General features: G+C 42.6%; 16 protein-coding genes. 1 reads left to right on the forward strand and 15 read right to left on the reverse strand.

Annotated elements, in window-relative coordinates:
• Nucleotides 1–29: 29 nt before the first annotated feature.
• Together trpA and trpB are read right to left on the reverse strand one after the other, a co-directional pair.
• A complete protein-coding gene (gene trpA / locus AC6HZ4_RS26235; protein ID WP_497492822.1) occupies nucleotides 30–836 on the reverse strand; it encodes a tryptophan synthase subunit alpha in 807 nt (268 codons plus the stop codon).
• Nucleotides 823–2,031: a tryptophan synthase subunit beta gene (gene trpB / locus AC6HZ4_RS26240; RefSeq protein ID WP_497492823.1), complete on the reverse strand. Its 1,209-nt coding sequence runs from the start codon at nucleotides 2,029–2,031 to the stop codon at nucleotides 823–825. Before trpB ends, trpA begins: the two co-directional genes overlap by 14 nt.
• Nucleotides 2,032–2,286: 255 nt before the next feature.
• Between trpB and AC6HZ4_RS26245 the strand changes: the two genes are divergently transcribed.
• On the forward strand, nucleotides 2,287–3,240 hold the full coding sequence (locus tag AC6HZ4_RS26245) for a sugar-binding transcriptional regulator (protein ID WP_497492824.1): 954 nt from the start codon (nucleotides 2,287–2,289) through the stop codon (nucleotides 3,238–3,240).
• Nucleotides 3,241–3,806: 566 nt separating this feature from the next.
• Here the strand turns inward: AC6HZ4_RS26245 and AC6HZ4_RS26250 are convergent.
• The 13 genes from AC6HZ4_RS26250 to AC6HZ4_RS26310 all read right to left on the reverse strand — a co-directional run bounded on the left by AC6HZ4_RS26250 (nucleotide 3,807) and on the right by AC6HZ4_RS26310 (nucleotide 14,914).
• Nucleotides 3,807–4,112: a DUF4871 domain-containing protein gene (locus AC6HZ4_RS26250; RefSeq protein ID WP_497492825.1), complete on the reverse strand. Its 306-nt coding sequence runs from the start codon at nucleotides 4,110–4,112 to the stop codon at nucleotides 3,807–3,809.
• Between the two features lie 83 nt (nucleotides 4,113–4,195).
• On the reverse strand, nucleotides 4,196–4,927 hold the full coding sequence (locus tag AC6HZ4_RS26255) for an ABC transporter permease (protein WP_497492826.1): 732 nt from the start codon (nucleotides 4,925–4,927) through the stop codon (nucleotides 4,196–4,198).
• Nucleotides 4,927–5,631, reverse strand: coding sequence for an ABC transporter permease (locus AC6HZ4_RS26260; RefSeq protein ID WP_497492827.1), 705 nt, complete (start codon nucleotides 5,629–5,631; stop codon nucleotides 4,927–4,929). Before AC6HZ4_RS26260 ends, AC6HZ4_RS26255 begins: the two co-directional genes overlap by 1 nt.
• A complete protein-coding gene (locus tag AC6HZ4_RS26265; protein WP_497492828.1) occupies nucleotides 5,609–6,571 on the reverse strand; it encodes an ABC transporter ATP-binding protein in 963 nt (320 codons plus the stop codon). Before AC6HZ4_RS26265 ends, AC6HZ4_RS26260 begins: the two co-directional genes overlap by 23 nt.
• 79 nt (nucleotides 6,572–6,650) lie before the next feature.
• Complete coding sequence (locus AC6HZ4_RS26270; protein ID WP_497492829.1) at nucleotides 6,651–7,994, reverse strand: sensor histidine kinase; 1,344 nt, start codon at nucleotides 7,992–7,994, stop codon at nucleotides 6,651–6,653.
• A complete protein-coding gene (locus AC6HZ4_RS26275) occupies nucleotides 7,991–8,659 on the reverse strand; it encodes a response regulator transcription factor (protein ID WP_497492830.1) in 669 nt (222 codons plus the stop codon). Before AC6HZ4_RS26275 ends, AC6HZ4_RS26270 begins: the two co-directional genes overlap by 4 nt.
• A gap of 219 nt (nucleotides 8,660–8,878) precedes the next feature.
• On the reverse strand, nucleotides 8,879–9,439 hold the full coding sequence (locus AC6HZ4_RS26280) for a manganese efflux pump MntP (RefSeq protein WP_497492831.1): 561 nt from the start codon (nucleotides 9,437–9,439) through the stop codon (nucleotides 8,879–8,881).
• Between the two features lie 57 nt (nucleotides 9,440–9,496).
• Entirely contained in the window at nucleotides 9,497–10,540 is a 1,044-nt protein-coding gene (locus tag AC6HZ4_RS26285) for an L-threonylcarbamoyladenylate synthase (RefSeq protein WP_497492832.1), read from the reverse strand.
• Nucleotides 10,541–10,647: 107 nt separating this feature from the next.
• Nucleotides 10,648–11,106, reverse strand: a complete 459-nt coding sequence (locus tag AC6HZ4_RS26290; RefSeq protein ID WP_497492833.1) for a GNAT family N-acetyltransferase — start codon at nucleotides 11,104–11,106, stop codon at nucleotides 10,648–10,650.
• A 63-nt stretch (nucleotides 11,107–11,169) separates the two neighbouring features.
• On the reverse strand, nucleotides 11,170–12,084 hold the full coding sequence (gene spoIIR, locus AC6HZ4_RS26295) for a stage II sporulation protein R (protein ID WP_497492834.1): 915 nt from the start codon (nucleotides 12,082–12,084) through the stop codon (nucleotides 11,170–11,172).
• A 163-nt stretch (nucleotides 12,085–12,247) separates the two neighbouring features.
• Complete coding sequence (gene prmC, locus AC6HZ4_RS26300; protein ID WP_497492835.1) at nucleotides 12,248–13,096, reverse strand: peptide chain release factor N(5)-glutamine methyltransferase; 849 nt, start codon at nucleotides 13,094–13,096, stop codon at nucleotides 12,248–12,250.
• Nucleotides 13,096–14,163 (reverse strand): peptide chain release factor 1, encoded by a 1,068-nt coding sequence (gene prfA / locus AC6HZ4_RS26305; protein ID WP_497492836.1) that lies wholly within the window; start codon nucleotides 14,161–14,163, stop codon nucleotides 13,096–13,098. The genes prmC and prfA overlap by 1 nt, the downstream gene beginning before the upstream one ends.
• 175 nt (nucleotides 14,164–14,338) lie before the next feature.
• On the reverse strand, nucleotides 14,339–14,914 hold the full coding sequence (locus tag AC6HZ4_RS26310; RefSeq protein WP_497492837.1) for a thymidine kinase: 576 nt from the start codon (nucleotides 14,912–14,914) through the stop codon (nucleotides 14,339–14,341).
• Between the last annotated feature and the right edge of the window lie 128 nt (nucleotides 14,915–15,042).

A 15,042-nucleotide genomic window follows, 5' to 3' on the forward strand; every position in this document is an offset into this window, starting at 1 on the left:
ATAAAGTTAAATATACCTTAGCTCATTATTTACTCTGAGAAACTAGTAACAAAATCGTGTATTTTCTTAAGTCCCAACGAATGGGTGTCTATCTCACCTAACAAATGCAGATTTTCTTCAATAACCTGAACGATAGCGCTTCCTACAACTACCCCATCACATAGCTCAGAGATTTTTTGATATTGATTCCGATTGGATATTCCAAAACCAACAACGATAGGTAAATCTGTAACACTTCTTATCGAGGAAATTACCTCCCCAATCCCCTGGTGAACTTCCTCACGGACTCCTGTTACACCAAGAGAAGATACACAATAAATAAATCCCTTCGCTTGCTTCACAATCTGTTCAATCCGATCCTTTGACGTAGGTGCTACTAAGGGGATATAGTGAATCTCATACATAGAGCAGAAGGAACGTACCGTTGCGCTTTCCTCTATGGGTAAATCAGGAATAATAACCCCGTTAATCCCACTATTCTTCATTAAAGAAAAAGCTGTATCAAATCCGATTTGTAAAAGAGGGTTGTAATACGTAAATAAGACAAATGGAACATGAATACCAGCCTTTCTCGCTTCCTTTGCTACATTGAACACATCGAATATTGTCACTCCATGTTTAAGCGCTCTTTTTGCAGCTCGTTGAATTACGGGGCCATCAGCTAAAGGATCAGAATAAGGAACTCCTAACTCGATGATACCGGCACCAGCATTTTGCAACTCGAGTAAGATCTCGATAGTTGTTTGAAGATCCGGATCACCAACAGTAATAAACGGAATAAAGGCAGTTTGATTTCTCCCTTTCAATTGATTGAAGGTTTGATCAATTAGATTCATTTTTAACACCTCCAATATATTTCATGATTGATTCCATGTCCTTATCGCCTCTTCCCGAAATATTAACAACTAAAATATGATCTTTTGGAAGTGCAGGGGCAGTTTTCATACATTCAGCTACAGCATGAGAACTCTCTAAAGCAGGGATAATTCCTTCTACTCGACTCAAAGTTTGAACGGCGTGTAATGCTTCCTTATCTGTAATAGAACGATACTGCACACGCCCCACATCTTTTAAATAAGAATGCTCTGGCCCTACCCCCGGATAATCAAGTCCTGCGGAAATAGAGTAAGCTTCCTTTACTTGGCCAAACTGGTCTTGTAGTAGGTAACTCATTGATCCTTGAAACACGCCGGGGGTTCCTTTTGTTAAAGAAGCAGCATGTTTTTCTGTTTCTATACCTTTTCCCCCTGCCTCTACCCCAATTAGACGCACATCTGTATTTTCTAAGAAAGGATAAAATATACCGATCGCATTACTTCCACCGCCGACACAGGCGATGATCGTATTCGGCAAACGCCCTTCCTTAGTAAGGATTTGTTCCTTTGTCTCATCCCCAATAACTCGCTGGAAGTCCCTTACCATCACTGGATAAGGATGGGGGCCTGCAGCAGTTCCAAATAAAAAGTAGGTGTCTTCTACGTGTGCTACCCAATAACGAAGCGTCTCGTTTCCAGCATCCTTTAATGTTTTAGAACCTGAAGTCACAGGTACTACCTCGGCCCCTAATAGCTGCATCCGGTACACATTGATTTGTTGCCGTTTAATATCCTCCTCTCCCATAAAGATTTTGCACTCTAATCCTAAAAGAGAAGCAACCGTAGCTGTAGCCACCCCGTGTTGGCCAGCTCCTGTTTCAGCAATAATCTTCTTTTTCCCCATCCGTTTAGCCAATAAAGCTTGAGCAATGGTGTTGTTAATCTTATGAGCACCTGTATGATTTAAATCTTCTCGTTTAAGATAAATTTTTGCTCCACCTAAGTACTCAGTCAATCTCTTTGCATAATACAAGGGAGTTGGCCTTCCTGAGTATTCCTGAAGGAGTTGTTTCACTTCTTCAATAAAATCAGGATCTTTTCTGTACTGAAGAAAGGAATTTTCCAATTCTTTCAATGCATACATCAGTGTCTCTGGGACAAATCCCCCTCCATACTTACCAAATTTACCATTAGTAGATGTTTCTTGAGTAATCATGTCCTTGCTTCCTCCCTTTAAATAAAAATAAACCCTCTATGTCGTGTAGAGAACAGCGTAGAGAGAATCTAATTTTCATAGACAAAGAACTCATAAATAATTATTTTCCACTCAGATATCTTTAGTTATCTAGGCCTTTGCTCTTTGCTATTACTCAATCTTATAAGAAATAATTGTAAATACTGTAATATCATTCTATAATCAACTTAACAAAAATTCAATAATGAACATTTGTTCAAACAGGAGGATGAAGGAATGTATGAAATGATGGAAGAAAGAATTCGTATGATTGTCAAAGTAAGTACGTTATATTATATCGATGGTTTAAATCAACAAGAGATCGCTGAACGATTAGGAATTTCTCGACCACAAATTAGTCGGATGTTAAGTACAGCTCGATCAAAAGGAATTGTTCAGATTAGTATTAAAGATCCTTTTTCTGAGGAACATCAGATAGAACGTGCACTCATTGAAACATTCGGGATTAAAAATGCAGTCGTTGTTAACGTTCCTGGAGCAGATAAGCAACTCCTTGATCAACATCTTGCTCAGTCAGGTGTAGAACTACTAGAGTCTGTTTTAAGAGATCAGGACATCGTTGGCGTTATGGCCGGTAGAAGTATTGCAGAGGTTGGTACCGAACTTGGTTACTTCTCACGGAAAAATATGCAATTCGTTCCTCTCATTGGGGGATGGGGTGCCGAAGGATCGGAGTGGCATGCGAATGCAAATGCAAGGGTGTTTGGTGAGAAACTAAAGTCAAAGTATTGGATTCTTAACGCCCCGGCTATCGTTGGTTCACAACAAGCTCGTGACATTCTTATGGCGGAACAAGATATTAACGAAGTTATCAAACTAGGAAAAAAATCCACGGTAGCTTTAATTGGTATCGGGCAGGTTTCCGAGGATGCAACCATTGTAAGCTCGGGCTATTTTAATCAGGATGACATTTACAATATTCATGCAAAAGGGGCAGTAGCAAACATCTGTACATCTTTCCTTGACGAAAAAGGAAACGTAATTCCTTACGAGGAAGAAAATCGTATGATTGGATTATCCGCATCGGAAATGAGACGAGCTAAAAATGTAATCGCCTTTGCAAGTGGACATGATAAAGTAGCAGCCATTCTGGCAGCACTACATGGAAAATGGATTGACGTACTTGTAACAGATATATCAACCGCAAATGCACTTTTAAAAAGAGAATAATCTCAGAAAGATACCACTTTCATTAAAGACCTCAAAGATAAAAATAGGCTATTATTGCCCCCTTTCCTCTAGGGTTAGCGTCAGGAACATGCGGATTTACAATGTTAAGGAAATTCCAATATTAAAAAGCCCAATTCCTCAGCATTAATATTGAGAAGTTGGGCTTTTTCGTTACTATAGTGATAGGTAAGCTTTTGAAGTTATCGCCAGCTTTTCCCCCACCTCATACCGTACGGGCGAGTTTCCCCGCATACGTCCAGTTCGTAAATTCTCATGCCTATTAGCCGAGCTTATAACCCGCCTTTTCTTACTAAACAGCGTGCCATTCGACGCAGGGGGAGCCTTTCAGATCGTTACCTCCTCATTCGACTCTTCGACATAACCCTTCAGTTTTAGAAATTTAAAACTGCCTGACCTTTACCGAAATTGTGTGACCACATTTCATTTGAGCCAAGAACATTTCGCATCCATAAACGCACCTGTTTGTTGAATAAGAAAAACTTCCTGTCTAGACTGCTAATTTTAAGCTTTAATATTAACAATCATTTCATCAAACAGTTCACCGTTTATAAATGAAGTTTCCATAATCCTACGGAATCAAATCCCGCACCTGAGTGACTATGACCTTTTATATTTTCGCCAAGAGGAACTAAAGTTTCATCTTTTAACATTATAGGATCAATTTTTTCTTTATCTCCTTGTTTAAAGGCTTTTACTTCCCATTTTCTATAGGATATATTACTTGGTCCCCAGAAATGCCACATCCACTTCTGACTATTTTCATTTCCCATTGTTGCGCTTCCAATGATGCCTATTTTTCCTTCTTTACCGAGTATTTCCGTACTTAGTAGAAAGAGTTGTAATTTTGACAATCAGGAAATTTTAGGAATACAGTATAAGCACAATTACCCCTCTACCTTCGCCCAATGGCGAGTTTTCTTTATGCCCATCTTTTTCAAATTGCTTTTCGACGAATATAGAATAGTCCCGCAGCGAAAAAAAGAAGAAAGCTGCCGCAAATTGCAAAGATAAGCGACTCAAATGAGGTAAAAAAGCCTCCCCACGGTCCATCTTCCTTAGGGAGCATAGTCAAAAACGGCTGCACCCACGGATAATAGGGAGCATACTGCTTGGAATTAGCTACTAGGATGTTAGGAAGCGTAAAGATTACATTTAGGGCAAGCGGTGCGGCAAAGCTTGACCATGCGATGGATACAAAAAGCAAAAGGGCAGCGAGAGGAAGTGTGGAAATCCACCCTCCCGCTAAGCTCTTCCACAGGGCTTCCAGCGGAATAGGATCTGTAAATCCTTTTACTGCTCCAACTATCATCCAGCTGATCCCGAAAAGAAGCTGATTGACAGCAATTAGCAACGCAATCACAATAAATTTAGCTAAATAGACATGCTCGCGGCGGACAGGAAGACTCAACAGCTGCTTCCAGCCGCCGTGAAGGTGCTCATATCTGCAAATAAAGCTTGCCAGCACTCCAATCATGAGCGGCAGCAGTAAAAGAGAGTGTGTTAGCGACATAGCTAATAAAGACGCAAGCCACTTATTCGATCCTGATAACAAATCACTCGACGCCAAGCCAACCACCCCGGCAAAGATAGGGCTTATAAAAAGAAGGGATAAAATCCTCGTTTTTCTAATTTTAAAATACTCTGTCGCAATAAGAGACCAAAGCATTACTTCACGTCCTTCCTTTGAAAGTCAACGATGCCGGCAAGCAGAATAACAGCCCCCGTCAAAAGCCCGGCCAAAACGAATTTATCCTGGTCTTGCCCTGCCTGCATTAGCGGCCACTTCCAAATTACCCAGTCTGGTGCGTAATAGGCGTACAGAGAACATACGCTGCCCAGAATACCAAAGGAAAGCGGATAAGCTTGGTTTTGGATCGTAATCGAAAGCCAGACCTGTATTGCAAGGATAGGCATTCCTGCTAAAAGGGGATAGAAGCTGTTTTTATAAATCAGGAGAAGCGGGAAGCTATAACCAAATTTCAAACAGACCCCTAAGATAATCGTTCCGATAAATAATAGAGCGCAGGATAGCAGCAGCATGAAAAATACAATAATAAATTTGGATGAAAATACATCCCTTCGTCTAACCGGCAAGCTCAATAGCTGTTTCCAGGAGCTTGTTTGATGTTCAATATTTGCGATTTGCGAAGCAAGAATCGTCATTCCCAGCAATAGGGCAGGCGTGACAAACATATTTATATTTTGGATAAGCCCCATCCAAACATCTGGCTGCTGCCTGATTAACCAGTCATACCTCACCCCGTAATTCACCATTTGTAACGAAATAACGCCGAAGGGACCTAGAAAAACAAGCAGCCAAAACCATTTTCTCTTCAGCTTCAGCAAATCAGCTTGCAGAATGTCCAGCATGCCGCAGATCCCCTCCACTCGTCAATTCAAGAAAAATCTCTTCTAGCGATTTCCTTTCCTCCTCCACACGATAGACAGAGATATCGTTGTGAATAAGTGTATGGATAACCTCGGCAACATTCTCATCCTTGCTCTCTTCGAGATAAAGTGCCCGATTGTCTTGGCGAACAACAATTCCTTTCGTTAAGAGGAGTGCCCTTGCCCTTTCGGTATCTTGTACGCGAAGCTTAATTTGGGATCTCGCTCTATTTCTAAGCACTTCAATATTATCTTGAAAAATGAGATTTCCTTTTAAAATAATTCCAACCTTCGAAGCCATTTGATCAATTTCCGAAAGTAAATGACTTGAAACTAAAACAGTTATTCCATAGCGATTAGGCATGCTCTTAATCAAATCACGGATTTCATGGATTCCAGAAGGATCCAAACCATTTGTCGGTTCATCGAGGATAAGCAGTTCAGGATTTCCTAACAATGCAGATGCAATTCCCAGCCGCTGCTTCATTCCGAGGGAGTATTCCTTTACCTTTCGATTCGCATCTGCTGTTAACCCTACAATATTAAGCACTTCATCAATCCGGCTTTTTTGCACTTGAAGAACTTTTCGAATGGCTTCTAAATTCTCTCGCCCCGTCAGATGGGCATAGTAAGAGGGGGATTCAACTAATGAACCAATCTTCCGCAGTGCATGTAAATAGTTTCCTTTCACATCATTGCCAAACAATTCAATGGATCCGGAAGTCGGCTTCATTAAACCAAGAAGCATACGGATTGTGGTTGTTTTCCCTGATCCATTCGGTCCCAAAAAGCCATAAATCTCACCTTTTTTAATAGATAAATTGATTCCATTCACAGCTGTTTTTCCTTTAAAGCTTTTTATTAAATTAGTTGTTTGAATAACCATATGTTCCTTCACTTTAATCACCTCTATAGCTATCATAGAGCGCTGTATTTAAAATAAAGGTACCAATTTGTTTAAAAATAGTTTAAAAGGCACTCGAGGAAATAGAGTGCCTTTTTTAACCGCTTTTTTTAATTGTAATACTTGTTCCTGTATTAGCAGAATCAATTTCTAAAGATAAACCCATTTCACGTACCATTAAATTCACGATCACCATGCCTATTCCAATGCCTTTTTGGGAACTCTTTTCAGAGAATCCTTTTCCTTTATCCTGAATAATAATTTGATCTTTTATGACTATTATCTTAACGTACTTACCTTCGCCAGCGTGACGAAGTACATTTTGAAGCAGGTTATCAATAATCCGTTCCAGCCAGCTGCGGTCAATTAACCAATGAAACTCCTCATCTGTTATATCCACTACTATCTCCATTCCATTTTGCTCTAGAACCGGATACCAACTTGCAATGCTGCTTCGAATGAGACGATTTATCTCCGTAGCAGCCGGCCGGAAAGGATACTTACCGCTCGATAATAGTGTATATGACAGCAGGTTTTCGATGAGGCTGCTTAAGAAATCAATCCTTTGGTCAATACTCGCCAACACTTCCTTGCCTCTAGTCGTTAGTGCCTCCTGCCTCATGGAAGTCAGGTGTCCGCGAATAATAGTAAGAGGTGTTCTAAGGTCATGGGACAGATTGGCAATCAATTCACGCCGTAATTTTTCTTCCTGTTTCTCACGCTCGCGGCCTTCTCCTAATTCTTTTACCATCGCATTAAAGCTCTCTTCAAGCTGGCCGATTTCATCGTTTTTTGAAATTGCAACCGGCAGCGGGATGCCTGATTGATGCCTGTCCTGCATGGCAGCTTGTAAACGTATTAACCGTTTACGTATCTTGTTGAAAAATAGCGATGAAAACAAAATAAATAAAATGAAAGTCACACAGAAAAAAGAGATAAAAAAATAGTCATATCCATTTGGAAGACGCTGAATCGGCGGATCCAGCAAAATACGGTCTACTTTAATCACCATAAACCCGGCAGATGGATCTTCCCCTAAAAATGCGATAACGGTGAATGGATCTGCATCTATACTATCCTTCATAAATTGAATTGTATAAGGGACAGACCACTGTGCAGGAAGCTCATCCTTATACGAAAATGTATCCCGTGTTTTTCCCATGCGGTCAACCCAAAACATTTGGGAATCACTGTACGTTTCATGAAGGGCCTCCAGCCTTCCCTGTATTTCCTCATCTGTTTTCCCTGCTAGCTTTTGAGCCTCTTCATGCCACATGCGTTCCAACTCATTGTAGCCTTTGTATGGCGTCTTTTCCTTCTTCAGTAGAATAGTAGGTACATATGTAATAAGGGATGCAAATGGTATTGCAATAGGAATAAACAAAATCGCTGTTAGTACAATTAAAGTGAATTTGAAGAGCAGTGAGTCATACCACTTCATTGCTTTACCCGATAACCAATCCCGCGAATGGTTTCAATAATTTCAGGATTTGAAGGATTCTTTTCAATTTTTTCACGCAAAAAACGAATATGTACCATCAAAGTTTTATCACCTTCAATATACGGTTCTCCCCATACTCCTTCAAATAGCTGTTCCTTCGTTAAAATTTGATTTAAATGGCGCAAAAAATAGTTAAAAATTTGAAATTGTTTACCTGTCAAAATAATCTCTTCGTTTGTTAGCGTGTTGATAATACTATTTTTCGCTTGGTCTATCTCTAAGTGGCGCAATTGTAATACCGGTGATAATAATTTATTATATCTTCTCAAATGCACTTCAATGCGCTTTGCCAGCTCATCGGGATGAAAGGGTTTCGTCAAATAATCATCAGCAAATTCCAATCCCTCCAGCTTATCTTCAATTGCCCCTCTTGCCGATAGCATAAGAATTGGGACTTGAGGATACTTATTTTTTAGTCGTCTGCCCAAGGAAAAGCCATCCAAGCCAGGCAGCATGACATCCAAAATCATTAAATCATATCGATCTAAATGATGAGAAAGCTCTAATCCTGAAGTATGCCACTCTACTGTATAGCCTCTAGACTCCAAATCTTTTTTTACCCAGCTCCCAATTTCCAGATCATCCTCTAAATATAAAATATTCATAAATAACCCCCGGTTTTTTCCTTTATTTTACACGAAGCACTTACCGGAGAGTATACATTTTGACCATTATCCTTATTGAAGCGATATTTCACATAATATTGTTCAAACATCTTTGCCTGGCGAGAAGCTAAAGCAATATGGCCCCCATACCGTACACAAGCGGAAACAGATTGCTTCATCGGCCAACAAAAAAAACGGCACGCCCATGGTGCCGTTTTTTCATATAGGAAATAATAGCTTTAATCCAAACCCAATGAGAATGCTTCCGCCAAGAAGTTCCCCGTATGTACCAAACCAATTCTTCACGTGGTTCCCAAGCAGAAGGCCTGCCCATGTAAGAAGCATGCTGACTGCACCAAAAATGATAATCGTCGCTAATGTACGGGCACCATAAATCCCGAGGCTTAAACCGACAGAGAAGCTGTCCAAGCTCACGCTGAGCGAAAATAAAATAAGTCCGAAGCCAACCGGAGCCATCTTGCTGTCTTCTTCCCCGAACAACGACGAATAAATAATATGGAATCCTAATGCCATGAGAAGCATACCGCCTGCTACTGTAGAAACGGAACCGAATTGCTCTGATAGAAACCGTCCAATTATCATCCCCAATAAAGGCATAATTACATGAAAAATACCAATTACGATGCCTATGTAAAACATTTGCCTCAGCCGCATGGAGATCATGCCCATACCGAGGCTGACCGAGAATGCATCCAGCCCTAAAGCAAATGCCATAATAATGAGTGTCATCAGCTCCCCAAATACATGTCGAATGTCCATACCTTCCCCCCTTGGACTTGCTACTTAAAGATATGCAGCGCCAAGGACGGATAGAAGCTATTTTTCAGAGAGAATGCGGCGACCGGCAGCCTTTGTAAGACGGTTCATAATCGCAATGCCAATTCCTTCATTCGGGAATGCTTCGCTGTAAATCACATCGACCCCAGCTTCGTTAAATGAACGCAGCACATCATATAGATGAGCGGCAACAGTCGCCAAATCGGAGCGCCGCCCGCATGGAATCACGGCATCCGCCTCATAGAGGCTTTGGTTCTCTTCTGTTGTCAGTACGCCAACGCGAAGACCTTCCTCTCTTCGCCGTCTCACGAGCTCCTGTAAAAATTCTCTCGAGCCCTCTACAATCGTGAGCGGAGCCTCTGGTGCGTAATGTGTATATTTCATACCTGGCGACTTTGGCGCCTTCGTTTCGTCCTTTAAAGCTGGATCCAATAGAACTTGTCCAACTGCCTCCTCAAGCTGCTCCTTTGTAATGCCGCCTGGACGCAAAATAACCGGAATGTCTCCTGTGCAATCAAGCACAGTAGATTCAACGCCGATACCGGTCGGGCCGCCATCTACAATACCAGGGATTCTCCCATTTAAATCCTCGTACACATGAGAGGCAAGCGTCGGACTCGGACGTCCGGAGCGGTTCGCACTCGGAGCTGCAACTGGAACATTCGCCTGCCGAATAAGCGCTAAGGCAAGCGGATGATCCGGCATGCGCACTGCCACTGTGGATAAACCGGCTGTTACCTTGTCAGATACACTGCTCTTCTTTGGAAACAGCAACGTAAGAGGGCCAGGCCAAAACAGCTGCATAAGCGTGTCTGCGGCTGGCGGAATATATGCTGCCAGGTTATCTAACTGCTCCTTGGAAGCAATATGAACGATTAGAGGGTTATCGCTTGGTCTCCCCTTTGCTGCAAATATTTTTGCAACTGCCTCATCGCTTGTCGCATCCGCTCCTAGTCCGTATACTGTCTCTGTAGGAAATGCAACTGTCTCTTTTTGTCGTAAAAGCGCAGCAGCCTCCTCCAATTGTGGATAACCATTTTTATTTTCCACATTTTTATCCACAACCCATACTTTTGTGTTCATAATCCTTCACATCCCTTTTTCTTTCATAATCCCTTATTTCTTCAGTGTACTATGAAGAAACAAGGAAGCACAAACAAGGTTTATCCACAAAATGTGGATAAACCTTGTTAATTTGTGGATATCTTTGTGAATAGCTGACAATTCAAAATAAAGGAATTTTCCCTTTTTATGCTGCCTGCAAAATGCTCCAGCGAAGCAATTTCATCTGGAACATGGCCTTTATCCACAGGTTTGAATCCGAACAGCCTAAAAAGCGGTACCGAGCTTTTGCTATTTGTCACTAAATATAAATCCTTAATTCCAAGCTGATGCAGCTGCTCTAAAAACATTTGAAGAAACCCTAGCAGCTGCATTTGATCCACATTTGGCGAGAAAACGAGCGACCGCAGCAGCGCTGCTGCACCTGCACGTTCATATCCGACTACCGCTTGTATTGCGCCCTCTTCCTCTAACAGCATAAACTGGGCATACATACTTGGAATGCGTACATCATGCATATGTACTTGTCCAAGAAAAGCAAGTAAGTTATCCACATCCTGTTTTGCCGCAAACCGCATGTCAGCCATTTCATATCCCCTCTCGCATCATCATTACGAACTACTATATGCGGAGGGGACATAAAATAGAACCTATTTAGAAAAAAGAGAGGAAAATACTTCTGCGATAAAGAACTTCACCTTTGGTTCTTCCTCTTCCTTTACCTCAACTGTCTTTGACTGCTCCTTCTTATCTAACTCCTCCGGTTCAGGCTGTTCCTCAGCTTTTTCCTTCTTCGCTTCAGAAGCCTCCTCCTGAACTTTGGATTCCTTTCTATCTGTTGATTTTGTTTCTGCCCTTACAGCATTTTTTGTTTCTGCTTTTTTCTCTGCTTTTTTCTCTGCCTTTGTCTCTTCTACATTCTTTTCTTCTTGCTCAGGCTGCTCGTTTTCTGCATCCTCCTGCACCGCTGTCTTTTGCGGTTCCTCAGACACTGCTTCTTCTTGCTCTTTCTCTTTTGCAGATACCTCTGCTGCTTTAGCCGTCTGCACATCCTTCTGTGCAACAGCCGTACCGCTTGAGAAGTCTAGGAAGCATAACGGCGGAAACAACACGCACCACCAGTTTGCCCCTTCACCTTCCCCAAGCTTCACTAGCACCGCTTCGTATTCTCCTGCGGGATAGAGAAAATTGCCGTATACCTTCGTCGGAAACTTAACATGCTTTCCAAATTCTACTGTAAAGGACTGATTGCTTTTCTCTTCTCTTAATGTCTTCTCAACTGTTTCCTCTAGCTCTGGGAGGCGGCTTTGAATGATGCGGCGCGCATCGTCTATCGACTTTAGGTCTGCAACCCAAGTGTCAATTTGCGCCTTTACGCGATCGCGAACCTTTCTTTTTAAAGCCTGGTCCTCTTCGGAATCACTATTAGCCAAAATACGAAGGCGAATGGCCTCGTCCGGAATCACCTTTTGCTCAGTTGCTTCCACTTTTGTATATCCGAAATGCGCCATCATTTGTGCGCCGATTACCATCAATAAAAGAAATGCGATAATTTGCTTTTTCATTCTCCCCACACCGTCCCTTCAGTAAAACAGTGTAGACACAATTCAGACAATCTAAACTAGCAGATTGAGAAACTAGCATAAAAAATTTAAATCCAGTTTTTTCGGAGGAAAAGAGCGTCCGACATGCATGAACGCCCACGCTCTTTCCTTAATTCTAGAGCCTTTAAATATCTGCAAATACCATCCGGTCTTTTCCGTTTATATCAAAAACAACCTCGACAGCAGCCGTCTTAAAGGTTTGCTGCAGCATATTCTTTACCGCTTCTCCTTGCCCGGCACCTACCTCAAACGCTACAATTGCCCTTTCCCGGAGCACAAGCGGCAGCTCCGTCATAAAGCGGCGGTAAAAATCCAAGCCATCATCCCCGCCTACAAGAGCGCGCACCGGCTCGTGGTCCCTTACCACTGTAGACAGCTCCTGCCACTCTTCATACGGAATGTAGGGCGGATTGGAAACGACCACATCCAGCTTCTTTCCTTCTTGTATAAACGGCTGCAATAAGTCGCCATGATAGAAGGTTATATTCGCACCGAGGTGCTCGGCATTTCTTTTCGCCACCTCAATGGATTGGGGTGCAATATCAACTGTTGATACATGCAGGCCCGGATGTTCAAGCGCAAGCGTAATCGAAATCGCGCCGCTGCCTGTTCCAATATCGGCAACCTCAATTGAAGCAGAGCCAAATTTCTTTTGGATACGCTCTAGCACACCGAGTACAAGCTCTTCCGTCTCCGGCCGCGGGATGAGTACCTCTTCATTCACGAAAAATGTCCGGCCGTAAAAGGATTCAACGCCCGTTATATATTGCACAGGAACCCCATCTCCATGCTTGGCTACCGCATCGGAGAATGCTTGCTGCTGCCTATCGGTTAACTCTTCTCTCATATTCATTAAAAGGCCGGTTTGATTGGTCCCCAGTACATAGCAAAGCAGTAGCTCCCCCGCATTTTCATCGCGCCCTTTCTCCCGCAAAAAAGAAGAAGCCCATTTGAGGGCTTCGTACACGCGCATTATAGTGCGGACTCCATTTTCTTCGCTTGATCTTCCATGATTAGGGCATTAATGAAATCATCTAGCTTACCTTGGAGGATTTGATCAAGCTTTTGAATCGTTAAGCCGATTCGGTGGTCCGTTACACGGTTTTGCGGGAAGTTATATGTGCGAATGCGCTCAGAACGGTCACCTGTTCCAACTGCTTGCTTGCGGTTTTGATCATACTCTGCCTGCGCTTCCTGCTGAAACTTATCATACACGCGGGCGCGTAATACCTTCATCGCTTTTTCCTTGTTTTTAATCTGAGACTTTTCATCCTGACATGATACAACAACGCCTGTTGGGATATGTGTCAAACGAACGGCTGACATCGTCGTGTTTACGCTCTGTCCGCCCGGTCCGCTTGATGCAAACGTATCAACACGAATATCCTTATCATGGATTTCAATCTCTACCTCTTCCGCTTCCGGCAGTACTGCTACCGTTGCTGTAGACGTATGAATGCGTCCGCCGGATTCTGTTTCCGGTACACGCTGTACGCGGTGTGCACCGTTTTCGAATTTCATCTTCGAGTATGCGCCCTTTCCGTTAATCATAAAAATAATCTCTTTAAAGCCGCCAAGCTCTGTATAGCTTGCCTCGATTACCTCTGATTTCCAGCCCTGCGCCTCTGCATAACGGCTGTACATACGGTATAAGTCGCCTGCAAATAGAGCTGCTTCATCACCGCCGGCAGCACCGCGGATCTCAATAATTACGTTTTTATCGTCGTTTGGATCCTTTGGAAGCAACAATATCTTAAGGCGCTCCTCTAGCTCCTGCTCCTGCTTCTCAAGGTCAGAAACCTCTTCCTTTACCATTTCGCGCATCTCTGCATCAAGCTTATCCTCAAGCATTGCCTTTGCATCCTTCAATTGCTCGCGTACACTTTTATATTCGCGGTATGCCTCCACTGTCTCCTGAATATCAGCTTGTTCCTTTGAATATTCGCGAAGCTTCTTCGGATCATTTACAATTGCCGGATCACTCAATAGCTCATTTAATTTGTCGTAGCGGTCTTCAACCGCCTGTAAACGATCTAACATATCCTTCACCTCAATCTTCAATTTCTAACAAATAGTATATGGGAGAAAAACAAAGAAAATCAAATAAGTATAAGAAGAGCAAACATGGCTCGTCTTTGCTGCAAGCAGGCCATGGCACCCAAAAGTTATACTTTCTTGCTTTTCAAAAAAACCCGCTATTTGAGCGAGTTTGATTTTACTTTGGTACAATATGACAATGACGACAGCGCGGTTCATATGACTCTGCAGCACCAACTAAAATAACCGGATCATGGAATGATGCAGGTCTTCCATCAATGAGCCGCTGCGTGCGGCTTGCAGGCGCACCGCATACAGAGCAAACTGCCTGCAGCTTTGTTACCTGCTCGGCAATAGCCATGAGCTCAGGAACCTTTCCAAACGGTAATCCGCGGAAGTCCTGATCAAGCCCTGCAACGATCACGCGATATCCGGAATTCGCTAGCTGCTGTACGACCTCAACGATATGGTCATCAAAAAATTGTACTTCATCAATTGCAACTACATCTATTTCTTCCGCTACAGCATCCAGAATTTCAGCTGAAGACGTCACCGCAATGGCTTTTGTCTTTGCACCGTTATGAGATACAACATCCTCTTCACTGTAACGGTTATCTATACTCGGTTTAAATACGATTGCGTATTGTTTGGCAAATTGCGTACGACGCACACGGCGAATCAGTTCCTCGGATTTACCAGAGAACATGCTGCCGCAAATTACCTCAATCCAACCGTTTTGGTTCATTAGGTACATGTGGCGTATCCTCCATCCTTCCTCCGCTAGATGAAAGCGGGAAGAAAAGTGCCCATTTTAATAATCTATGTTATATTCCAGCCTAGCCGCTGGACCAATGAGATTCTACATTACTATATCGCAAAAAA

This window comes from Ectobacillus sp. OTK (assembly GCF_059698935.1).